This window comes from Acidicapsa borealis, from assembly GCF_059115245.1.
Genome location: NZ_JCACNY010000001.1, coordinates 258,396 through 280,232, shown reverse-complemented (window position 1 = coordinate 280,232; position 21,837 = coordinate 258,396). Strand labels below are relative to the sequence as shown.

Here is a 21,837-nt window from a genome sequence, read left to right as displayed (position 1 = left end):
CCACCTAAAATTCCGGACATTTCCATCAGGCGGAGGTGCCAGATTGAACTTCCATTTTCGGTTTCATGAAAGCCAATCCGCGATACAAGCGCGATTTTACCGTGGAAAGGGGTGCACGTGTTACGTTTGCAATCTCTTCCAGCGATAAATCTTCATGAAAACGCAAAACCAGAACTTCGCGATACAGCGGTTCCATTTGGAGAAGAGCGACCGACAGCCGGTCCCGGTCCTCGGAACTCGCGCACTGCTCAAATGGCGACGGGCTATCGGTTGCGATCTCGATCCCCATCGGGCGATCATCGTCCCCGGAAGCCTCAAACATCTCGTCCAGGCTTGACATGGTCCGCTTGCGCCGCAGGTCGATCACCAGGTTACGCGCCACCGTAAAAAGCCATGTATCGAACCGCGCCTTACCATTGAACTGCCCGCCACGGACCAAAACCCGCATCCACACTTCTTGGAAGAGGTCCTCAGCCTGCTCACGATTGCTCGTCAAATATAGTAAGTAACGCAAAAGCCGGTGCTGGTAGCGCTGAATCAAGGTATCGAGCAGCCCGGCATCCTGCCGCTTAAGCCCCTGCGCAATCTCCAGACTTTCCTGGCGAACAAGTTCCTGGGCTTCGCGGGCACTGACCGTATCGGCGGTGGTGGCAGAGGCGAACGATGTCATCACAAAAACTTAGACGCAACTTTCTGTTCCCAAGTCGACATTTCTCGAGAAAAATCGTGTAATCCGTCCCAGCACACGAAACTTGCACGATTCTTAGGGCAAGAGTCTAACTAGCTCTTCGACAACTCGCACCCGAACGTCAGCAGATTCCCATCCACATCCCGCAGCACAAAATCCCGCATCCCGTACTGCTGGTCCGCCGGAGCGGCCTCGATCTTCGCCCCCAACTGCGCGACCTGGGCATGATATTCGTCCACCTCGTCACAGAAAACCGACACAGCCCCGCCACCGACGGGCATCCTCCAAATCTGGTGCCCGCACAAATGCAAATAGAATTCCCCGCGATGCATCCCTGCGTAGTTCCCAAAATGAAAGTCTTGTTCGAAACCAAGCACATCGCGATAGAAAGCAATAGCCCGCTCCACATTCGCGACCTGAAACACCACCGCAGCGCAGGAAATCTTCATGCCCGCAGTATAGCCGCGCCAGATCACGCCAAACCGCAAAAAGCCATACACTAAATAGGTATGCAAACTCTCTACGGAATCCACCCGGTCGAAGAAGCTCTCAAGGCCGGCAAACGCCGCTTCGACCACGTTCTGGTAGCCCGCGAACGCCGCGACGACCGCCTCGAAGCCATCGTCTCCCTCTGCAAGGAGCTCAAAATCCGCGTTCGCACCGAGCCCCGCGACACCCTCACCGACATGGCCCGAACCCCCGCACACCAGGGCGTAGTCGCCATCGTCCGCGCCCAGCAATTCCTGACCATCGAAGACGTCCTCGAACCGACCGGCCACTCCCGCCTCGTCCTGGCCCTCGACGGCGTTGAAGACCCGCAAAATCTCGGCGCTCTCCTCCGCTCCGCTGACGGCGCCGGTGTCGATGCCGTCGTCATGACCGAACGCCGTGCCGCGCCCTTGAGCGCAGTTGCCGCCAAAGCCGCCGCAGGAGCCGCAGAACACCTCCGCATCGCCCGCGTCGTCAACCTCGTCCGCTCCCTCGAAGACCTCAAGCGCGAAAACATCTGGATCATCGGCCTCGACGAGCGCGGCTCAATGGACTATGACCAGTTCGACTTCACCGGCGACTGCTGCCTCGTCATGGGCCGAGAAGGCGAAGGCCTCCACGACCTCGTCCGCAAGACCTGCGACCACCTCCTGCGCATCCCCATGGCCGGTGGCGTCAGCTCCCTGAACGTCTCCGCCGCAGCGTCGGTCGTGCTCTTTGAAGCCTACCGCCAGCGCCGCAGCAAGCAACGCGCCAAGGACGGAGTCCCTGACCAATCTCCCACCTCCACGTCTAAGCCGAAGAAGCAGAAAGGTCTGGGATCATAGGAAGCCTTCCTAGCCAGCGCCAAAATCAGGGCCGATGGCCCGGCGCAATACCAGCCCAGGCCAACGGCCTGGGTCAAAGCCGAATCAACAGACAAAGGGCTTAAAGCCCGACCTACCGACGCGAATCGCCATCGAACCACATAGGCCCTGCGCTGGAGCACCAAATCATGAAATCCATCTTCATTACAGCCATCGCCTCAGCCGCTTTCCTCGCATCCGCGTCTGCCCAGACCCCCGGCGGCCCTCCGCCACCCTCGTCCGACACCCTCCAGCAGACCCAGAAAAATCAGACCAAAAAGAGCAAAGTCATCCTGTCCCGCTCCACCGATGAGGACGGCAAAACCACCGACGGCCCAACGACCATCCCTCCCCAGGCTCCTGCGCAGGCCCCCAAGATCGACGCCAAACCCACAGCCGAAGACACAGAGCGCTCCGCCGTCACCTACACCGATTTCGACTTCGACGTCCGCCTTCGCCCGTCCGAATCCCACATCGGCGTCCGCGCCCTCATCACTGTCCGCAACGACGGCAAGACACCTTTGGTCCACCTGCCCCTCCAGCTCTCCTCCACGCTCGACTGGCAGGACATCCGCATCAGCAGCCGCCCAGTCCCATTCACCGTCGCCGTCCTCAACTCCGACGCCGACCACTCCGGCCAGCTCCATGAAGCCGCCGTTACCCTCCCAACGCCGCTCGCTCCGGGAGCCACCCAGCAGCTCGACGTCACCTACTCCGGCGTCATAGCCCAGTCCGCCAAGCGACTCGTCTCGATCGGCACCCCGGCAGACATGGCCAATGACTCCGACTGGGACCGCATCGACACCAGCTTCACCGGCCTGCGCGGCTTCGGAAACGTGGTCTGGTACCCCGTCTCGTCTGTGCCAGTCATCCTCGGCGACGGTGCGAAGCTCTTCGACCAGATCGGCACCCACAAGCTCAAGCTCTCCGGAGCCCACTTCCGTCTCGCCCTCACGATCGAAACCCCACCCGGCGCCGAGCCCAAAGTTGCCCTCATCAACGGCCACCCCGTCCCTCTCTCCGTCACCAACGGCCTCGACGCAGCAGTAGCCACCGTCACCAACGGCCTCGACGCAGCAGTAGCCACCGTCACCACCGCCAAGGTCGAAGACGCCACCCTTGGCTTCGAGGCCCCAAGTATCTTCCTCGCCCAGCGTGCCAGCCACCCGGCCACAAACCTGACCCTCTGGACCCGCCCTGAATCCGAACCTAATGTCTCCGCGTGGGCCAACGCAGCCGTAGAAGTCACGCCATTCCTGCAGGGCTGGCTCGGCATGAAACCCCGCTCCCAGCTCACCATCCTCGAGCTCCCCGAAGACGGCGATTCGCCCTTTGAAACCGGCGCCATGCTCGCCACCCCCATTCGCGCCGCGTCCCCTGAAATCCTGGATGGCGTGATGGCCCACGCTCTCACCCACGCCTGGGTCATGTCTCCCCGCGCCTGGCTCAGCGAGGGCGTAGCCCACTTCATGGGCACTCTCTGGATGGAGAAACAGCAGGGCCGCGAACGTGCCCTCGCCTCGCTCGACTCCGGCCGCTCCGCCCTGGCCCTCGTCGAACCCGAAAGCCCGGGAGCCGGCGATGGACAGCCGCTGGTCGCCTGCATCTCGCCCGTCTACTACCGTACCAAGGCCGCCTACGTCTTCTGGATGCTCCGCGACCTGGTAAGCGACGCCACCCTGTCGGCAGCCCTCCGCGCCTACGATCCGGCTCACGACTCAGCGCCCGAATCCTTCGAAAACCTGCTCGAACAAGCTGGCCAGCGCCGCGACCTGAAATGGTTCTTCGCCGACTGGGTCTACGCCGACAAGGGCCTGCCCGACCTCTCCATCGAGAGCGTCTTCCCCACCGGAGCCTCGGTCCCAGGCTCCTACCTGGTCGCCGTCAACCTCGCCAACAACGGCTACGCCGCCGCCGAGGTTCCGGTGCAAGTCATCAGCGACCTCGCTTCATCCACCCAGCGCGTCGTCGTTCCAGGGCGTAGCAAGAGCGTCCAGCGCATTCTTATCCAGGGTACCCCCACCGAGGTCCGCGCCAACGACGGCACAATCCCGGAATCACAGGCCACCATTCACAGCAAGAAACTCGACATCTCCCCAGCTAAACCCTGACGAGACCCGGTTTCGCTTAAGAGCCGAAACAACAATGCCGCCCTCATGGCGGCATTCTTGTTTGTGCTATCAGCTGAAGGAACCTTTATTGACCAATCGCCTTGGCGATCCCCGCCTCCACCAGCGGGTTCATGATGTCATACCCAGCCTTCAGCGGATGCACCCCATCCTTGCTCAGATTCGGCGGCAAACCACCGCGCGCATCCACCATCGCCGAGTAAAAATCCACATACACATATCCATGCTCTGCCGCATATCCCTTGATCCAGGTGTTCAGCGCAACGATCTTCGGCCCCGGCTCCCGGCCACGGCGCCACGGAAAATCAAACGCCGGCAGAATCGAGCAAAGCACAACCTTGATCCCGTTCGAGTGAGCGATATCCGCCATGGAGGAGATGTTGTCCTCCGTCGCCTGCGCCGTCATCTCGCCCGTGTTTCCGGCAACATCATTCGTCCCGGCAAAAATGACGACGACCTTTGGCTTCAGCGCCACCACATCCTGGCGGAAGCGAACCAGCATCTGCGGCGTCGTCTGCCCGCTGATCCCGCGATTCACATACGGCTTCCCTGGAAAGAAGGCAGGACCGGGAGCGCCATTCTCTTCCCCGTTGTGCATCCAGGCCTCAGTAATCGAGTCGCCGATAAACACCACGCGATTCTCGCCCGCCGCCGGCGCAGGTAATGCCGCGTCCTCATCATGAAATCGCTTCAAGAATGGCCAGTCCTGGTTCATCTGGTTGACATGTTCAATCTGCCGCTTCTGTCCCTCAATCTGCTCCGGGGTCAGGCCCTTCGGCGCGTTCGCCGGCGTTGGCGGTACAGCGGGAGAAGCCGGTTGCTGAGCACTGGCAGCACCCCCAGCGACAAGCATTCCACTCACAACCGCCGCGCTCACACCCCGGCGGAAAGACATCAAACCATCCAACATGAAGACTCCTTAGCCCTGCGATTGTAAGAGATCACACCGGGCTATACCCAAGTTCGCAGCGGCCTCTTAGTCGTATCGTTCAAATACGATCTGCTTCTTATGCCAACCATAGCCCGACAGCTTATCCCGCACCGCCGAAACCATGTTGTTCAGTCCGCATATATAGGTATGAATGTCGAACGAGAGAGGCTCCGCAAGCACCCGTTCCTCAACAGCAACAACCGTATCGGCGATCGTCCCCACCACGGATCCCTCCGAACCCACGGCACTTAGCGAAAGCTTCGAAGCCTCATCCCCGATCCGCGCTTCCACGATCGAAGAGAGATGCTCCTGCACATAACCGCGCTTACCCAACCACTGCTCGCCAGCCCGGCTCAGGGTCGTAACGTAGTGAAAATTCGAATGCTCGGCAGCCACGCGCTCAAAGTAGTCGCGATAGTAGAGTTCGCTCTCATGCCGTGTCCCGTACACCAGCCAGATCTGCTTGCCTTCGCTTCGATCCTGACCCGCAGCCTCGCCCGTTTCGGGAAACAGCCACTGCGTAAACCCGCGCATCGGAGCAATCCCCGTCCCAGTCGCGACGAAGATAGAATCCGTAACCGGCGACTTCAGCGTAAAGTGTCCATGCGGTCCATGCACCTGCACGCTCCCGCCCTCAGGCAGATCGCATAGGTAGTTCGAAAAGAACCCGCCTTCAACACGGTTCACACACAGGTCGAACTGGTTCTCATGCGCTGCCGAGGCGATCGAGTATGCACGCGTTTGCACCTTTCCCTTAGGATCCGGCGCGACAGCAGAGATGAACTGCCCTGCAATCAAGTCGAACGACTCCAATTCGTCGATCTGGAATTCAAGGTGGTAGCACTGGGCTGACTCAGAAATGCAGGCTTTTTTGACGAGGCGGGCCGTATAGGTCGGTCGGGACAATTGGAATTCTCGCTTTGAACAGGAGTGAGGCCAAAGTACGACTGCGAGCCTGCCTGATTATATGACGGCCATAGGACGCATTAGTTGCCGAAATGCTCAGCTTGGCCGCACCTGATGTTTACCGCCGCAAACCCGCCCAAAACAAAACATCCCACCGTTCTCCCAAAATGGGAGAACGGTGGGACGCATCCCGCACGCGAAACCTACAGTCCGCGAATCGTCTCAAAGAGGAACCAGCCGCGGCGCTCCGCCTCGTCAATCCAGTTCTCTAGGAGGCTGGTCGTCGCCACATCGTTGTGGTCCGAAGTGATTTCATGCGTGTTGCGCATGTACTCCACAAGCTGCAGATTGTCGTTGTGCAGCTCCGCCAGCATCAGCTTCGGCTCCACGAAGCTCGCCGAATTATCCTTCAGCCGCTGATACTTCGAAATCTCGGAGATCGAATGCAGTGTCGTCTCGCCAATCTTGCGAGCCCGTTCCGCAATGTCGTCCGTGATCGCAAAAATCTGATCCGCCTGCTCATCCAGCAGCAGGTGATAGTCACGGAAGTGCGGCCCGCTCATATGCCAGTGAAAATTCTTCGTCTTCAGGTAAAGCACGAACGTGTCTGCCAGCAGATGGCGAAGCTCCTCCCCAATCTGTACAGTTGCCTTGCGATCCAGGTCGGTGGGGGTAAGCAGATTCTTGCTCTCTTTGGTCTCAGGTGTTGCAGTGGTCATCTTTGCTTCTCCTTATTTGTTCAGTTAGATGCCCGTCCGGGATTTCTGACGCACCCTTTGTGCGGGTTTTGGCACAATCTTCACGCTGCTAGGGCTTTTCGCTGGCCAGCCGCGCCGGCTCAAACTCGTCCCCCTTGTTCCACATAAACGGATCCTTGGAATGAATCACCTGCCAGCCCAGGTCCATCCCAAACCGCATTAGCTTCGCATTCCCCGCAAAATCCCAATCCGGCCGGAAGTTATCCGAGAAGTTGTGATAGTCGTGATCCTCAAAATCCTGAAACTTTGCAACAGCCCACGCTCGGTCATGCCCCTCGTACAGCGTTCCCGACTCCACGGAGAACGCCGGAATCCCCACCCGAGACAGCGAAAAGTGATCCGACCGGTAATAGCTTCCCGCCTCCGGACGCGGATCCGCCACAATCGTCAGCTTGAAATCCTTAGCCGTCTTCTCCACCGCCGGGTAGAAGCTCGTCCGTTGCGCGCCATTCACGTTCGTCTCGAGCGGCACCCCGATCGGCAAGACCATGTCGTAATTGATATCAAGCGCAATCTGCCCCGCCGGAATCGGCGGATTCTGCCCGAGATATTGCGATCCCAGCAGCCCCTGCTCCTCCGCCGTCACCGCCGAAAAGATCACCGAGTGCGGCAGCTTGCCCTTGTCCTCGCTCCAAACCCGCGCCATCTCCAGCAGCATCCCGACACCGGTCGCATTGTCGGCCGCTCCGTTATAAATGTTGTCGCCTTCCATTCCGGGCCGGAAACCAAGATGGTCATAATGCGCGGTATACAAGACTGCCTTATCCGGCTTTTCCGAGCCCTTCAGGATCCCAACAACATTCGGCGACTGGAACGGCCTGACCGTGCTCTCTACATGCGCCTTCAGCCGCACCGGCAGATCCACCGCATGAAACCCCGGCTTCCCCGCCGCCGCGAACTGCGCGTCGAAGTCCAAACCAGCCGCTGCAAACAGCTTCTTCGCCACATCCAGCTGTATCCAGCTCGCCGCCTCGAGCCGCGGATTCTTGTCATCCCGCAGGAACGTCTTCTCACTCGTATTCGAGTTCTGCACCACGGCCCAGCCGTAGCTCGCCAGCTCGGTCTTATGAATGATCAGCGCACCCACGGCACCCATTCGCGCCGCCTGCTCAAACTTATACGTCCACCGACCGTAGTACGTCAGCGCCCTTCCGCCAAAGAACTTGGGATCGTCTGAGGGAGGATCGCCCACAATACAGACAATCACCTTTCCCTTCACATCCACACCCTTGTAATCGTCCCAGTTGAACTCCGGCGCAGTAGCCCCATAGCCCACAAACACCAGCGGCGCATCAATATCCACCACCGGCGTCAGCGTAGCGTTCATCACCGTAAAGTCCTCGCCAAACTTCAGCGCCATCGGCGCGCCGGTCGACGGCACCAGCGTAAACGAAGTCTCCGCAGCCTTAGCCTTCATCCCTACAAAGTTAATGTTCTGGAAATAAGTCCCACCATCCCCCGCCGGCTCCAGCCCATCAATGGCAAACTGCGTAGCCACATACTTCGCCGCCAGTTCCCCACCTCGCAGCCCCGGATAGCGCCCTTCCAGCAAATCGTCAGAAAGAAACTGCACGTGCGCCTTAACCCGAGCCGGATCAATCTGCGCCTCGAGCGACTTGATGTCAGCTTGCGCAGACGACAAAACTGGTACAGCAAGAGCTCCAGCCACAACCGCCGCTGAAACAACCCCGCGAGAAAACAATCCGTGTAAACGATTCAATCGACTCTCCATTGCCAAAAGCATACCGCAGCGCGGGTTGAAAGGCCGCCCAATCGCCATATCGAACCCATACCCTGATGCGAAAAGGCCTCTTGCAGCATCCATTAGACTTGAGTGTGGACGGCAACCCCAGCCACCCCGGAAGGAAGCAACCCAGTGCCAGAGACAATCTACGACGTAGCCATCATCGGCGGAGGCCCAGCCGGATACACCGCTGCCATCCGCGCCGGCCAGTTCGGCCTCAAAGTCGCCCTCATTGAGCGCACCGACAAGCTCGGCGGCACCTGCCTTCACTGGGGCTGCATTCCCACCAAGGCCCTGCTCTTCAGCGCCGAAATCTGGGACCACCTCAAGCACGCCTCTGAACTGGGCATCGATGGCGTAACCGCCCCCACCGTCAACTGGGCTAACCTCCTCAAGCGAAAGAACGCCATCATCACCAAGCATGTCAAAGGCCTCGAGTTCCTCATGAAGAAGAACAAGGTCTACACCATCGAGGGCTACGGCCGCCTCACCGGCCCAGCCAAGGACGGCATCCACACCGTCAGCATCTACACCGAGGGCGGCGGCGGCGCAGCCGGCGAGCAGAGCTTCATCAAGGCGAAAAACGTAATCCTCGCCACCGGCTCTGACGCGAAGATGCTCCCCGGCCTCGAAGCCGACACGCGCATCCTGACCAACATCGAGATCCTCTCCATCAACGCCATTCCCAAGTCGCTCATCTGCATTGGCGCAGGCGCAGTCGGCGTGGAGTTCGCCTCCATCTTCCGCAGCTTCGGCTCTGAGGTCACCATCATCGAATACCTCCCGCGCCTCGTCCCCGTCGAGGATGAAGAAATCTCCAAGGAACTCAACCGCCAGTTCAAGAAGCGTGGTATCGACGTCAATACCGGCGCCAAGGTCGAAAAGGTCGAGAAGACCGCCGATGGCGTCAAAGTCACCTTCACCGACCAGAACGGCAAGACCGTCGTCAAGGAAGCCGACAAGGTCCTCGTCGCCGTAGGCCGCTCCCCACGCACCGACAACGTCGACATCGACAAGACCAAGGTCGAACTCGACCGCGGCTTCATCAAGGTCAATGGCTCCATGGAAACCGCCGAGCCCGGCGTCTTCGCCATTGGCGACATCGTGGCAGGTCTGCCGCAACTCGCCCATTCCGGCTCCATGGCCGGCATGATCGCCGTCGCCAAAATCGCCGGCCGCAGCTTCCGTCCCATCCAGCGCACGCGCATCCCCGGATGCACCTACACCGAGCCCCAGATCGGGTCGGTTGGATTGACAGAAGCCGCAGCCAAAGAAAAGGGCCTCGAAATCAAAGTCGGCAAATTCCCCTTCGCCGGCAACAGCAAGGCCACCATCGTCGACAGCCACGACGGCTTCGTCAAGATCGTAGCCGACGCCAAATACGGCGAAATCCTCGGCGTCCACATCATCGGCCCCTCAGCCACCGAACTCATTTCGGAAGCCGTAGTAGCCATGGACCTCGAAGCCACGGTAGACGAATTGATGTACACCATACACGCCCACCCCACCCTGGCCGAAGCAATGCTCGACGCCTACGGCGCAGTAGAAGGCATGGCCATCAACGCGTAATCCACTTCATGCAAGCCAACAGAAAGGCCAGCCTCAGGGCTGGCCTTCCTTCTTATCCAATAAGCTATCCAGATAGTCCGCAGGCGAAAGCACCGTCACCCCACCCCAAGCCTCCTCGGGAAAATGCTTCAAATTCCCCGTCACCAGCCAGGCTCCAGCAATATGAGCCAGCGCCAGAAAAGGCGCATCCTTCGGGTCTGGACAAGGAATTGGCCAAGGCTCAGGCTCCGGAAGCCCCAAGCTATTTTCGATGACGACCTCCAGCCAGGGCGGAGGAAATCCATAACGCTTGAACTTCTCTCTCCGTACAACCTCGCGGTACTCCGACAACACCGCCGGACTATAGACCAGTTGCACTCGCCGATCCAGAACCCAATCCAGGACAAGTCTCGCAGGTGCTCCGCCAGGCTGAATACCAGCCGAAACGATAACATTCGTATCGAAAACCACCAGCCTCATCGAGCCAGCGATGCGGTGTCCGATATGCGAGATTCGCGAATTTCCGCCTCAATCTCCTCATCGCTCATCTCGCCGATCTTCCGCGCAATCTCCCACCCTCGCCGAAGACTAGCCTTGGCCATCGCAAGCCGCAGCTCCCGCTCTTCCTGAATCACATCCCCAACAACAGGTACAAGGAAATAAGCAGGCCCATTCTGCCCGACCAGCAAAGTCGTTTCCCCTACAGGCACTTCCTTCAACGCCTTCGATCCCCGAGTCCGAAACTCGCGCAACGAAACATGCCGCATAAATTACCTCTATCCATACCGTAGCCGAAACGGCTACACCCGGCAAGTGATCAATTCGGCTTCTGCTCCGGCGCCTTGGGTGCATCCGGCTTCGTCCCATCAGGCTTTTTCTCCGGCGCACTGTCAATCTCCTTATCCCCCATCAGAATCTTGATCGAAGACCCATACTGCTTGTAGTCCGTATATTTAATCGTCTGCCGCACCCGCACATCCTGGCTCAAATACCCATTCCCGCCCGAGAAATGCAGCACGCCATCGCCCTTCGTATACGTAGGGAACCAGTTCTCCCCATCCACCTGCTCGCGATATGTAGTAAACGGCGTCGAAAGATCCTCATGCCCTTTGCGCAGGTCATCCGGGACATTCTTTCCGCTCGTCACCACGATCTGCAGCGCGTCCGCATCCACCCAGATCTTCCCCTGAAAATACCGCTTGTTCTTCTCCATCACCTTCGGCGCCACATCGAACACATAGCAGGCCACCTGGTCCACCGACTGCCGCCCGACATACTTGATGTCATACTGCCCGGCATCTTCCTTCGTCAGCACAAACGGCAGCCTCTGCTGAATATCCTGAAAATCCGCCGGACTCATCGAGATCCGCTGCAGAGAACTCGCCGGCGCAAACACCGTCTTCTCCGTCCGCCGCCCGTCCGCCGTAAAGATCACATCATCCACCTGGTAATACTCGCCATCCACCTTGCCGTCATCGTCAATCGTCTGCACCCGAACCGCCCGCCGGTACGTGTAGTGATTCAGCGCCGCGCGAAAAACGCTCTCCTTCGCCTCGAACTTCTGGATAATCTCCTCCGGCGGCGTAGGCGGCTCCGAAATATCCATCGGTCCATACCCCGAGTCCAGCGGCATCGGCGTATAAGAAACCGAAGCATTCGGATCCTTCTTTTTCTTGTCCCCCGGCGACCCTGCACCCGAGCCAACCCCTGCGGCGTGCGCCATCCCGGCACACAGCAAAGTCACCGTCGCCACGCTCAACCAAATCCGAAACATCCGCGTCTCACCCAACATACGTATCCACTCCAGGCACCCAGTACAACTTTAGACGCATGTAGCTCGTCCTCGGTACGCAGGATCATAGAAAGAACACTCAGGATCAGGCTTTCCTGAAAGTCAAAAACTCATCGCTTTTTCCGATCACGGTGGACGCTACAATCGCTCTCATGCCCGCCCATCCACATCGGTTCATCAACGCATCCATCGTGCGTTCTTGAGCCAGCGACTGGAACTTGTCGCCCGCCCCATGCGGATAACCGAAGTTGAATATTCTTCCGGTAAAGGAGCCTGCGCGTAATCTCTGTCATCCAATCCGTAGCTCTGGCCATGCCCAGCCCTGTGTTTGACGACTACCAGATCCCCGCCATGGCGCTCATCGCAGCCCTCATGCTCGCGTTCGGGTATCTGCATGTCCGCTTCCGCAGTGTCCGCACACTGCTCTGGTTTATCGCCCTCGGTTGCGCGGAAGTGCAGGCCGTCCTCGTCTGGCTCATCGCAAATTCTGCTAGCACCGCGCATCGCGGCCCATCCATCAGCATCGCCGCCGAAGTCGCCCGCCTTCTCAGCACCGCGCTCTTTCTCGGCTCACTCTCCCCGCGCACCTTCCGTATCGGCCGTCACGACATCCTCTACGTCATCCCTTACATCGTGCCCGTCCTCATCTACGGCTCGCTCTATTACGGCGTCTCCCGTAACCCAACCGGCCCACTGCTTCTGCTCTTCTGCGCCCTCGCTCTGTGGACCGCCATCGCCGCCTTCCTTTGGGGAATCCGCCCCGGTCCTGTCCCAATCTGGATCAATCTTGTCGTCATCCTCGGCGTAGCTTCCGCCTGTGTGCCCCTGCTATACCGCGGAGATGTCCACCTGCCCCTCCTCCTCGGCGAATCCAGCACCATGCTGATCACCGCCCTGCTTGTCCTCTATACCGTCAAGCGCATCTCACCCGGCGTCATCCTTGCCACCTGCGGATTCCTCGCCTGGGCCGTCCCGCCCTATCTCATCCCACAGACCCCGGCCACGCCCGTTCTCGTCGCCATCATCCTTGCCCGTACATTCGTTCTCGGCAAAGTCCTCGTCGCCATGGGTCTCATCCTTCTCGTCCTTGAAGACGAAGTCGAAAAAAATCAGAAAGCCCAGCAGCGCGAACGCGAAGTCCGCCTCGAACTCGAAGCCTACGCCCGGCAGTCCCTCACCGCCCGCAGCCTCGAAGACTTCGACCGCGATAGCTCCCAGCTCTGCTACATGATCACCGAGCACAGCCACTTCGCCAGCGCTTCCATGATCGTCCGCGGCGCCACCGGCAGCTACACACTCGTCGGCTATGCCGGCATGGACGGTGCCACTGCCGGCGCTCTTGATGCGATGGTTCAGCGCCTCCCCGCAGCCAGCCTGACCACCGGCGGCACTCCCTTCGTCGCGGAAGTCTCGGCCCCAGGCGTTTCAACCCAGGCAAGATCAACGCAGGCAGGATCAGCCCAGGAAGTCCCCTCCCCTGAGGGCTCGTCAATCGACCTCGACTTCACCCCCTGGCTCACCCCGGGCGACGACCTCGAGCGTCTCCACCTCACCCGCGTCCTCGCCGTCCCCATGCTCGGCCCCGACAACTCCACCGAAGGCGCACTGCTGCTCAGTGGCCCCCGCGTTCCTCTTGAAAGCCTCCGCGCCGACGATCTTCTGCCTCTCGAAATCCTCGCCGGCCGCCTCCAGTCCGCCCGCGCCCAGGCCCTCATGCTCGGCAAGTTGATCGAATCCGAACGCTTTGCCGGTGTCGGCCAGCTCGCCACCAACGTCGCCCAGCAGCTCAACAACCCCCTCACCGTCATCCTTGGCTACTCTGCCCTCCTCGAAGATTCGGTTCCCGCCAGCGCCGACCGCCGCGCCGCCGAAGCCATTGCCGCCGAAGCCCGCCGCATGAAAAGCATCCTCGACCGGCTCTCCCGCTTCTCGCGCCTCTCCAACGACCGCTTCAGCTCCTTCTCCCTCGCCGATCTCATCCTCGACATCGAGCAGCTCCACCGCACCGACTTCCTCCGCCACTCCATCGAGTTCCGCAGCGCCGTCGCCTTCGACCTAACTGAAATCTTCGGCAACCCGCATCAAATCCGCCAGGCTCTCCTCCACGCCACACAGTTTGCTATCGACACCGTCCTGCGCGTCGCCCCCTCCCAGGAAAAGTCCATCCGGATCGAGGTCTCCCGGCCCAGCACTGACGAAGGCCACATCGAAATCCTGATCGCCCACTCCGGCCAGGGCTTCCCCCACCCCGAACGCGCCTTCGACTCCCTCGCCTCCGGCTTCTCCAACACCGAAGCCACAGGCATCGGCCTAAGCCTCTGCGCCGCCATCGTCCGCGAACACCGCGGCACCATCCGCGCCATCAACTACCAACCCACCGGCGCAGCCATCCAGATCGACCTCCCCATCAGCTAATCCAGCACCGCTCCAGCAAATACAAACGATTCGCGTGCCCCATTCTCGCGACGCTTTTCTTTTTTGTCGCTAGGGTGAGAGAAGCGAATCTACTGATGCATTGCTTTTGTTCTCGTCTTTCCAGTTGTCATTTCCAAACGAATCTGCATCGACTGTCCGCTGTTCTCTGTCCACTCTTTCCCGCTCCTAGTACACTTCCAACCATGCGCCCAGCCTCATCCCTTACCGCCATCCTCCTCGCTTTGGCTATCCTTCCGTCGACCGCGCAAAACAAGCGCCCCATGACCTTCGCCGACATGATGGCCATGCACCGCCTCGGCGATACCGACGTCTCCCCAGACGGCAAATGGCTCCTCTACTCCGTCACCGACGTAGACCTCGCCAAAAACACCAAAACCCCTAAACTCTGGCTCCAACCGATCAATCCCGAACAGGCAGGCGGCGACCCCAAACAAGTCCCAGGCACCCAGCCCGGCGACAGCAACGCCCGCTTCTCCCACGACGGCAAGCACATCCTCTATCTTTCGAGCGGGCTGGGAACCCAACTCATCTTTGTTGCCGACTTCGACCCCGCCACCGGGGAGACGTCGCACGCCATCAACCCAACATTGGATCGCATATTCCACAAGAGCGAGCTGAATCAGCAGGTCAGTTTGCTGGATGAAGACAACGCCCTCTGGTCGCCCGACGGCAATTCCATCGTCTTCACAGCCGGGGTCTACCCCGACTGCCCAGCCATCACACCTGAACACCCCGAAGCGGCCAAATGCACCATCGATCGCGACGCCGAGCAGGCCCAGAGCAAGGTCAAAGCCCGCATTTTCGACCACCTCCTCTACAAGCACTGGAACGCCTTCACCGGCGACAAGCGCAGCCATCTTTTCCTGCTCACACTCGACTCAGGCACCATCCGCGACCTGACCCCGAACGATCCTCGCGACGTCCCGCCCTTCAACCTCTCCGGAGGCTGCGGCTGCGCCTTCTCCCCAGACTCCAAAGAACTAGCCTTCACCGAAAACCTCGACGAAGAACCCGCCATCAGCACCAACGCCGACATCTTCACCCTTGACCTGACCAACCCGGCAGCCAAGCCGGTGAAAATCTCCACCAGCCCCGGCGGAGATTTCAACCCAGCTTACTCGCCGGATGGCAAATATTTGGCCTGGCGTTCGCAGGCGCGAGCGGGTTATGAGAGCGATAAGTTTCGTCTCCTTCTCTACGACCGAACTACAAAGCAAACGAAAGACCTGCTCCCCAACCTCGACCGCTGGGTAAACGAGTTCGTATGGGGAACTGATTCGAAAAGTCTCTACATTACTGCCGGTGACGAAGGCGGGGAACCCATCTTCGAAGTCGCGTTTGAAGGGCCTCTGTCCCGACTCACTGAGTCTGGTGAGTACAGCACTTTGCGGCTGGCCAACGGCGGAAAAATCTTGACGGCTACCCGAATGACCCTAATCTCACCAGCAGAAGGCTTCGCTCTGTGGTTGGATCAAGAATTACACCCAGGGATGATTGTAGATTTTGGCAAGTCACACAAAACTAAAGCCATCAAAGGGGACTCGACACCCATCTACAACCTACCTCCAAGGACCACCACCGAAGTGAGGCAAACCCAAGTCACGCACTTTAACGACGACCTGCTAAATCAATTAGATCTTGGCACTATGGTGCCCTATAAATTTCAAAGCGCGGACAAGGTCACGATCCAGGGCTTCCTTATCCGCCCACCTGCTTTCGACCCCACCAGGAAATACCCCGTAAAATTCCTCATCCACGGCGGCCCCCAGGGTGCCTGGGGCGACGCATGGAGCTACCGCTGGAACGCCGAACTCCTCGCCGCCAGCGGTTACGTTGTGATTATGATCAACCCCCGCGGGTCAACCGGCTACGGCCAGGCCTTCATTGATGGAGTGAATGGCGACTGGGGCGGCAAACCCTTCACCGACCTCATGCTCGGTCTCGACTACGCCGAAAAAACCTACCCCTTCATCGACAAGAACCGCGAATGCGCCCTCGGCGCCAGCTACGGCGGCTACATGGCCAACTGGATCCTCGGCCACACCAACCGCTTCAAGTGCATCGTCACCCACGACGGCATGTTCAACCCCGAATCCGCCTACGGCAGCACAGAAGAACTCTGGTTCAACGAGTGGGAATTCCAAGGCAAACCCTGGGACTACGACGGTAAACCGGATAGCGAAAACCCGTTCCGCAAATGGTCCCCAGCCCTATCCGCAAAGAACTTCAAAACGCCAACCCTGGTCATTCACAGCCAGCTCGACTACCGCCTCGACGTCTCCGAAGGCTACCAGCTCTTCACCACGCTCCAGCGCCTCAAAGTCCCCAGCAAAATGCTCTACTTCCCCGACGAAGGCCACTGGGTCCAAAAACCCCAAAACTCAGAACTCTGGTACAAAACCGTAAACGCCTGGGTAGACCAATGGATCGGCGATGCAGCGGAGAAAAGATAAAATGCCCTTCGGCCGCCCCAAAAAACCAGCTCAACCCCTCGACGAAAGAGCCCTTCTCGAATACGGCGTAAAGTCCCTGGGCGCCCGCATGCGCTCAGAGGCCGACCTGCGCCGTCTCATGCAAGCCAAAGTAGAACGCCCCGAAACGCATGGTGACACCGGCCAGGCCAAAATCGACAAAGTCATAGCCCGCCTCAAAGAATACGGCTACCTTGACGACACCAAATTCGCAGAAAACTACACCCAGCTCCGCCAGCAAAACGAGAAATTCGGCGCGCGCCGTGTCAGCCAGGAGCTCAACCGCAAAGGCATCGCCCAGCAAACCATCACCGAAACCATCGACGCCAAGTACGCAGAAATCAGCGAAGAAGCCCTCGCCCGTCAGCACCTAGAACGCAAGCGCCTCCGCAAACCAGAAAATGAAAAAGAAACCGCCCGCATCATGCGACGCCTGGTCACCGCCGGCTTCTCAGTAGGCGTAATCTACAAAATTCTCCGCCAATGGCGAGTCCCCGACGAAACCCTCGCCTCGCTCGAAGGCGCAGATCTCGGGACAAACGAGGATTAGGGATTAAGGCAGCGGATATAGCATCAACCCTGTAATTTGAAAATCCTTCGAATTATCCGTAGCAACGGAAAATCCGAGTTCCAAGGCTGTTGCTGCCACGATCATGTCCGTCGTGCTGCGTGTCTGCCCCTGCCGCCGAAGACCAGCCCTCAGTTCTCCAGAGCGCTCGGCGATCGCTGCAGAAACAGGCAGCCATTCCAAATCGGATAACAAAGTACGAGTAACCGATTCTTCACCCGGACGCAGTCCTCCGTATACCTCGGCAATCGTGATCGTAGAGATGGCAATTCTTTCTCGAGCATGAATCAGGGATGCGAGAAATTTCCGCCGCTGATTGCGATTCCGAAGCGCGTCGATGATGACAGTGGTGTCGAGCAGTATCCCAGGTTTGCTCATACCAGGTTTACTCATAGTGGATCGAGATTCTCGTCGCGCCCCGCTAGCCGGACACTAGGCTCATTCCGAAGCGAACGTACCCACTCAGCCGTCCCCATCTGCGCAAGATCGGGATGATCTTCATCGCGCCACGCAGGCTCATCGCTCTCCAAAAAAGCAAGCAACCGCCGGCGCTTCAGCTCATTCTCCGCAGTCTCCACCAAAAACGCACTCCGCCCGCGGACCCCCACCAACTCGTCAATCTCCTTGACCAGCTTCGCAGGCAAAACAACGTGTGCTCTCACAGTGGCCATAACAAAGCCCACTCCCAATGGGCCTAGAGGAAGTATAGCCCCAAAAGAGATTTCAGGGCCGCTTAGCGCCCCTTCCCCAGCTCCGCCAGCACCTGCTCCGAAGTCGTCCGGTCGCCGTGGCTCTTCACCACCTTCTCCCAGAACACCAAGCCCTTCCGGTCAATCAAAAACGTCGCAGGATACGCCGTCTCCTGCGGAGCATCCCATCGCAACGCATAAAGATTGGTGAACTTGTAATCCGGATCGAGCACCATATGCAGATTCGCCGGCAGCGCATCCCCTTGGCTCAAAAACTCCTTCGCATGCTCATCCAGATTCGCCCCCGGCCCCGGATACACAAACACCACCTGCACCCCGCGGTCCGCAAACACCTTCGCATGCACTACAAAGTCATGCACCTGCTTCTGGCAGAACGGGCACTGGTACCCCGGATACCCGCGCAGCACCACCAGCACCACATCGCCATGTCCCACCAGTTTCGACAACTGCACCGGCTTCCCCTCGGGCGTCGAAAGCGAAAAATCCGGAGCCTTCACCCCCACCTGCGGGGTCTCCGCACGCATTTTCCCCACACCAGCCATGGCCACCAGCCCCAGCAGCACTCCAGCGCACCAGTTCCATCTCAGTCCAATCTTCCGCATCGCCTCACCTCTCCCGCAGCACCACGCTGCTCGCCATTCGATACTGTTCGTGCTTCAAGAGTTACAGCCCACCGCCAGCGCGATCAAGCCTCCGCCAATTACACTAATGAAGCCATGCAAGACGTATCCGGAAACCACATCCGCGCAACATTTTTGCGCTTTTTTGAAGAGAAAGGCCACCGCCCGGTAGCATCCTCTTCCCTCGTCCCCGCCAACGACCCCACGCTGCTCTTCACCAACGCGGGCATGAACCAGTTCAAAGACCTCTTCACCGGCACGGAGAAGCGCGCCTACACCCGCGCGACCTCGTCCCAGAAGTGCGTCCGCGCCGGCGGCAAGCACAACGACCTCGAAAACGTCGGCTTCACCCGCCGCCACCACACCTTCTTCGAGATGCTCGGCAACTTCAGCTTCGGTGACTATTTCAAGCAGCAGGCCATCGCCTACGCCTGGGAACTCGTCACCAGCCCCGACTGGTTCGCCCTGCCCAAAGACAAGCTCTACGTCACCATCTTCGAGGGCGATGCCAACGTCACCCGCGACGACGAAGCCGAAGACTTCTGGGTCAACGTCGGCGTGCCCAAAGACCGCATCCGCGCCTTCGGAGCCAAGGACAATTTCTGGCAAATGGGCGAAACCGGCCCCTGCGGCCCCTGCTCCGAAATCTTCTATGACATGGGCCTGGAAGCCTCCGAAACGGTAGGCCCCGACGGCCATAAGCTCGACCTGCCCTTCGGCGAAGACGACGCCCGCTACGTGGAAATCTGGAACCTCGTATTCATGCAGTTCGACCGCTCCGCCGTCGCCGACGAAGACGGCAAAATCAGCTACCAGCTCTCCCCACTACCCAAGCCCAGTATCGACACCGGCATGGGCCTCGAACGCGTAGCCACCGTCCTGCAAGGCAAGCTCTCCAACTTCGAAACTGACCTCTTCACGCCTCTGATCCTGAGGGCGGCAGAGCTAACTCAATTCAAGTTTCCAGATTTCGGATTGAAGCGACGCTCTGCGACTCTTCTCTCTCCTTTGACAGAGGATCAATTAGAAGTATTTCGAACCTCTGAGGCTGTCGCGAATGCCAGCCTGCGCATCATCGCGGACCATGCTCGTGCAGCGACATTCTTAATCAATGACGGAGTTTTGCCATCGAATGAAGGCCGCGGATACGTCTTGCGTAAAATCCTCCGCCGCGGTATTCGTCATGGACGCCTTCTTGGCCAAGAACAACCCTTCCTCTTTGAGATGGCCTATGCAGTCCGCGACCTTATGGGTACGGGCTACCCTGAATTGCGTGACTCTGCCGATCGTGTTGCCAAAGTCATCAAAGCTGAAGAGCTGCAATTCGCAAGAGTCATCGGTATTGGAAGCTCCAAACTAGAGACTTACTTCAACGACACGAATCTTCTCTCGCCATTGGATCTGATCAACGATAACTTGATCAACGATTTTGTAAATTCTCTCCCAGACAGTTTTCCAAGAACCTTTAATAAGAAACTGGTTAGCGATTTTGTTGAATTCCGGAAGGACAACAATCAACCTACGACCAGCGCGGATAGATCGGATGTAGAAGCCTTCATCGCGCAATTGCCACCTTCGATAGATGATCCAAACAGACTTGAAAAACAAACCCGCTTAAACCAGTTCGTGGATTTCTTAGCGACTACAAAACCAAGAGCGACCAAGGTGCTCTCAGGCGACGCAGCATTTCGTTACTACGAAACATTCGGCTTGCCAGAGGATTTCTTAGAGGACGCTTCTCGCGATGCAGGTTTTGAGTTTGATCGATCTGGTTTTGATCGTGCCCGCGCCGAAGAACAAGCCCGCGCCCGCGCCAGCTGGAAAGGCGGCAGCACCAAGACCGCCAGCCCAGCCTTCCGCGAACTCCCCAAAACCGACTTCCTCGGCTACACCGAAACCACCGCCCACAACGCCGAAGTCCTCGCCATCGTCAAAGACGGCCAAGGCGTCCCCGCAGCCAAAGCCGGCGATCAGGTCGACATCGTCCTCGATCGGACCAGCTTCTACGGCGACTCCGGCGGACAAATTGGCGACACCGGCCGCTTTACCACCCCCGACGGCAACCAGACCGTCGCCGAAATCACCGGCTGCGTCCTCCCCGTCCAGGGCGTCCGCGCCCACAAGGCCATCCTCAAGCAGGACCTCGCCGTCGGCGACCGCGTCAACACCCGCGTCGACACCACCCGCCGCGACGCCATCCGCCGCAACCACACCGGCACCCACCTGCTCCACGCCGCCCTCCGCGAAGTCCTCGGCACCCACGTCAAACAGGCCGGCTCCCTCGTCGACCCCACCCGCCTGCGCTTCGACTTCTCCCACTTCACCCAGGTCGCCGATGAAGAACTCGAAGAAATCGAGTCCATCGTCAACCGCCAGGTTCTAGCCAACACCGCCGTCCAGACCTTCGTCGACGTGCCCATCGACGTCGCCGTGAACGAATACCACGCCATGGCCCTCTTCGGCGAAAAGTACGGCGACCGCGTCCGCGTTGTGAAAATCGGCGACTTCTCCACCGAACTCTGCGGCGGCATCCACACTGGCGCCACCGGCGAAATCGGGTTAATCAAACTGGTAGGCGAAGGCTCCGTATCCTCCGGCGTCCGCCGCGTAGAAGCCATCAGCGGCACCGGCGCCCTCGACGAATTCCGCCGCGATTTCTCGGTAGCCCAGCTAGCCACCCAGCTGGCCCCATCCCCCGAAACCACCCCCGCCGAAGCCCTGCGCCTCAAGCTGGCCTCGAACGAAGACGAGCTCAAATGGCTCCGCCGCGAGCTCGAAGACCTGCGCATGAAGTCCGCCTCCAGCACTCTGGACGCAGCCCTCGCCGCAGCCGTAGAAGCCAGCGGCGTCAAAGTCGCCACCCTCCGCGCCGACCAGTTAGACCGCGGCCAGCTCCGCACCCTGGTCGACAACCTGAAGCAGCGCCTCGGCGAGGGCGTAGTCGTCCTCGGCTCAGCCCAGCCCGAAGGCAAAGTGGCCATCATCGCCGGCGTAACCCCAGGCCTGACCAAGCGCATCCAGGCCGGCAAGCTCGTCGGCGCAGTGGCCAAGCTGGTAGGCGGCTCAGGCGGCGGCAAACCAGAAATAGCAGAGGCCGGCGGAAAAGACCAGACTCAACTCGGCAACGCCCTCGCCGCAGTCCCCGGCATCGTAGCGGAGTTACTTGGCTAGCTAACTGACTTATATCAGATAAGTTAGCGTG

General features: G+C 59.3%; 19 protein-coding genes. 7 read left to right on the top strand and 12 right to left on the bottom strand.

Going from position 1 to position 21,837, the window contains the following annotated elements; genetic code table 11:
- Nucleotides 1-25 precede the first annotated feature (25 nt).
- Both AC5S27_RS01100 and AC5S27_RS01095 read right to left on the bottom strand, forming a co-directional pair.
- The gene (locus AC5S27_RS01100; RefSeq protein ID WP_493932739.1) at nucleotides 26-670 is read right to left on the bottom strand and encodes an RNA polymerase sigma factor; all 645 of its coding nucleotides are present in this window, start codon (nucleotides 668-670) and stop codon (nucleotides 26-28) included.
- Nucleotides 671-780: 110 nt separating this feature from the next.
- Entirely contained in the window at nucleotides 781-1,203 is a 423-nt protein-coding gene (locus AC5S27_RS01095) for a VOC family protein (RefSeq protein WP_493932738.1), read from the bottom strand.
- On the opposite strand from AC5S27_RS01095, the gene rlmB reads away from it, so the two are divergent.
- On the top strand, nucleotides 1,198-2,004 hold the full coding sequence (rlmB, locus tag AC5S27_RS01090; RefSeq protein WP_493932737.1) for a 23S rRNA (guanosine(2251)-2'-O)-methyltransferase RlmB: 807 nt from the start codon (nucleotides 1,198-1,200) through the stop codon (nucleotides 2,002-2,004). The genes AC5S27_RS01095 and rlmB overlap by 6 nt on opposite strands.
- Nucleotides 2,005-2,171: 167 nt before the next feature.
- Nucleotides 2,172-4,133, top strand: a complete 1,962-nt coding sequence (locus tag AC5S27_RS01085; RefSeq protein WP_493932736.1) for a M1 aminopeptidase family protein — start codon at nucleotides 2,172-2,174, stop codon at nucleotides 4,131-4,133.
- Nucleotides 4,134-4,218: 85 nt separating this feature from the next.
- Here AC5S27_RS01085 and AC5S27_RS01080 read toward each other — a convergent pair whose 3' ends face one another.
- The 4 genes from AC5S27_RS01080 to AC5S27_RS01065 all read right to left on the bottom strand — a co-directional run bounded on the left by AC5S27_RS01080 (nucleotide 4,219) and on the right by AC5S27_RS01065 (nucleotide 8,466).
- Complete coding sequence (locus AC5S27_RS01080; protein ID WP_493932735.1) at nucleotides 4,219-5,046, bottom strand: SGNH/GDSL hydrolase family protein; 828 nt, start codon at nucleotides 5,044-5,046, stop codon at nucleotides 4,219-4,221.
- Between the two features lie 81 nt (nucleotides 5,047-5,127).
- Entirely contained in the window at nucleotides 5,128-5,988 is an 861-nt protein-coding gene (locus AC5S27_RS01075; RefSeq protein ID WP_493932734.1) for a ferredoxin--NADP reductase, read from the bottom strand.
- A gap of 203 nt (nucleotides 5,989-6,191) precedes the next feature.
- Nucleotides 6,192-6,707, bottom strand: a complete 516-nt coding sequence (locus AC5S27_RS01070; protein WP_493932733.1) for a Dps family protein — start codon at nucleotides 6,705-6,707, stop codon at nucleotides 6,192-6,194.
- An 88-nt stretch (nucleotides 6,708-6,795) separates the two neighbouring features.
- Nucleotides 6,796-8,466 (bottom strand): M28 family metallopeptidase, encoded by a 1,671-nt coding sequence (locus AC5S27_RS01065; RefSeq protein ID WP_493932732.1) that lies wholly within the window; start codon nucleotides 8,464-8,466, stop codon nucleotides 6,796-6,798.
- A gap of 156 nt (nucleotides 8,467-8,622) precedes the next feature.
- Between AC5S27_RS01065 and lpdA the strand changes: the two genes are divergently transcribed.
- Nucleotides 8,623-10,059, top strand: a complete 1,437-nt coding sequence (lpdA, locus tag AC5S27_RS01060) for a dihydrolipoyl dehydrogenase (RefSeq protein WP_493932731.1) — start codon at nucleotides 8,623-8,625, stop codon at nucleotides 10,057-10,059.
- Between the two features lie 33 nt (nucleotides 10,060-10,092).
- Here lpdA and AC5S27_RS01055 read toward each other — a convergent pair whose 3' ends face one another.
- From AC5S27_RS01055 to AC5S27_RS01045, 3 genes are read right to left on the bottom strand one after another with little or no spacing between them, the layout of a single operon-like run.
- A complete protein-coding gene (locus AC5S27_RS01055; protein WP_493932730.1) occupies nucleotides 10,093-10,518 on the bottom strand; it encodes a putative toxin-antitoxin system toxin component, PIN family in 426 nt (141 codons plus the stop codon).
- Complete coding sequence (locus tag AC5S27_RS01050) at nucleotides 10,515-10,805, bottom strand: prevent-host-death protein (protein WP_493932729.1); 291 nt, start codon at nucleotides 10,803-10,805, stop codon at nucleotides 10,515-10,517. Before AC5S27_RS01050 ends, AC5S27_RS01055 begins: the two co-directional genes overlap by 4 nt.
- A 50-nt stretch (nucleotides 10,806-10,855) precedes the next feature.
- Entirely contained in the window at nucleotides 10,856-11,812 is a 957-nt protein-coding gene (locus AC5S27_RS01045) for a hypothetical protein (protein WP_493932728.1), read from the bottom strand.
- Between the two features lie 330 nt (nucleotides 11,813-12,142).
- Here AC5S27_RS01045 and AC5S27_RS01040 point away from each other — a divergent pair, with 330 nt between their 5' ends.
- The 3 genes from AC5S27_RS01040 to AC5S27_RS01030 all read left to right on the top strand — a co-directional run bounded on the left by AC5S27_RS01040 (nucleotide 12,143) and on the right by AC5S27_RS01030 (nucleotide 17,287).
- The gene (locus AC5S27_RS01040) at nucleotides 12,143-14,245 is read left to right on the top strand and encodes a sensor histidine kinase (protein WP_493932727.1); all 2,103 of its coding nucleotides are present in this window, start codon (nucleotides 12,143-12,145) and stop codon (nucleotides 14,243-14,245) included.
- A gap of 203 nt (nucleotides 14,246-14,448) precedes the next feature.
- A complete protein-coding gene (locus AC5S27_RS01035) occupies nucleotides 14,449-16,719 on the top strand; it encodes a dipeptidyl-peptidase 5 (RefSeq protein WP_493932726.1) in 2,271 nt (756 codons plus the stop codon).
- A gap of 1 nt (nucleotide 16,720) precedes the next feature.
- Nucleotides 16,721-17,287, top strand: a complete 567-nt coding sequence (locus AC5S27_RS01030) for a regulatory protein RecX (RefSeq protein WP_493932725.1) — start codon at nucleotides 16,721-16,723, stop codon at nucleotides 17,285-17,287.
- 3 nt (nucleotides 17,288-17,290) lie between these two features.
- On the opposite strand, the gene AC5S27_RS01025 is transcribed toward AC5S27_RS01030, so the two are convergent.
- The 3 genes from AC5S27_RS01025 to AC5S27_RS01015 all read right to left on the bottom strand — a co-directional run bounded on the left by AC5S27_RS01025 (nucleotide 17,291) and on the right by AC5S27_RS01015 (nucleotide 18,617).
- Nucleotides 17,291-17,683: a type II toxin-antitoxin system VapC family toxin gene (locus AC5S27_RS01025; RefSeq protein WP_493932724.1), complete on the bottom strand. Its 393-nt coding sequence runs from the start codon at nucleotides 17,681-17,683 to the stop codon at nucleotides 17,291-17,293.
- Between the two features lie 11 nt (nucleotides 17,684-17,694).
- The gene (locus tag AC5S27_RS01020) at nucleotides 17,695-17,976 is read right to left on the bottom strand and encodes a hypothetical protein (protein WP_493932723.1); all 282 of its coding nucleotides are present in this window, start codon (nucleotides 17,974-17,976) and stop codon (nucleotides 17,695-17,697) included.
- 62 nt (nucleotides 17,977-18,038) lie between these two features.
- Nucleotides 18,039-18,617: a peroxiredoxin family protein gene (locus AC5S27_RS01015; protein WP_493932722.1), complete on the bottom strand. Its 579-nt coding sequence runs from the start codon at nucleotides 18,615-18,617 to the stop codon at nucleotides 18,039-18,041.
- 114 nt (nucleotides 18,618-18,731) lie between these two features.
- On the opposite strand from AC5S27_RS01015, the gene alaS reads away from it, so the two are divergent.
- A complete protein-coding gene (gene alaS / locus AC5S27_RS01010; protein WP_493932721.1) occupies nucleotides 18,732-21,806 on the top strand; it encodes an alanine--tRNA ligase in 3,075 nt (1,024 codons plus the stop codon).
- Nucleotides 21,807-21,837 lie beyond the last annotated feature (31 nt).

Bases quoted from the DNA above. Each gene is read 5' to 3' on its own strand.
- AC5S27_RS01015 (WP_493932722.1), bottom strand. From the start codon at position 18,617: ATGCGGAAGATTGGACTGAGATGGAACTGGTGCGCTGGAGTGCTGCTG.
- AC5S27_RS01050 (WP_493932729.1), bottom strand. From the start codon at position 10,805: ATGCGGCATGTTTCGTTGCGCGAGTTTCGGACTCGGGGATCGAAGGCG.
- rlmB (WP_493932737.1), top strand. From the start codon at position 1,198: ATGCAAACTCTCTACGGAATCCACCCGGTCGAAGAAGCTCTCAAGGCC.
- AC5S27_RS01025 (WP_493932724.1), bottom strand. From the start codon at position 17,683: ATGAGCAAACCTGGGATACTGCTCGACACCACTGTCATCATCGACGCG.
- AC5S27_RS01020 (WP_493932723.1), bottom strand. From the start codon at position 17,976: ATGGCCACTGTGAGAGCACACGTTGTTTTGCCTGCGAAGCTGGTCAAG.
- AC5S27_RS01040 (WP_493932727.1), top strand. From the start codon at position 12,143: ATGCCCAGCCCTGTGTTTGACGACTACCAGATCCCCGCCATGGCGCTC.
- AC5S27_RS01055 (WP_493932730.1), bottom strand. From the start codon at position 10,518: ATGAGGCTGGTGGTTTTCGATACGAATGTTATCGTTTCGGCTGGTATT.
- AC5S27_RS01045 (WP_493932728.1), bottom strand. From the start codon at position 11,812: ATGTTTCGGATTTGGTTGAGCGTGGCGACGGTGACTTTGCTGTGTGCC.
- AC5S27_RS01080 (WP_493932735.1), bottom strand. From the start codon at position 5,046: ATGTCTTTCCGCCGGGGTGTGAGCGCGGCGGTTGTGAGTGGAATGCTT.
- AC5S27_RS01100 (WP_493932739.1), bottom strand. From the start codon at position 670: ATGACATCGTTCGCCTCTGCCACCACCGCCGATACGGTCAGTGCCCGC.
- alaS (WP_493932721.1), top strand. From the start codon at position 18,732: ATGCAAGACGTATCCGGAAACCACATCCGCGCAACATTTTTGCGCTTT.
- AC5S27_RS01035 (WP_493932726.1), top strand. From the start codon at position 14,449: ATGCGCCCAGCCTCATCCCTTACCGCCATCCTCCTCGCTTTGGCTATC.
- AC5S27_RS01070 (WP_493932733.1), bottom strand. From the start codon at position 6,707: ATGACCACTGCAACACCTGAGACCAAAGAGAGCAAGAATCTGCTTACC.
- AC5S27_RS01085 (WP_493932736.1), top strand. From the start codon at position 2,172: ATGAAATCCATCTTCATTACAGCCATCGCCTCAGCCGCTTTCCTCGCA.
- AC5S27_RS01030 (WP_493932725.1), top strand. From the start codon at position 16,721: ATGCCCTTCGGCCGCCCCAAAAAACCAGCTCAACCCCTCGACGAAAGA.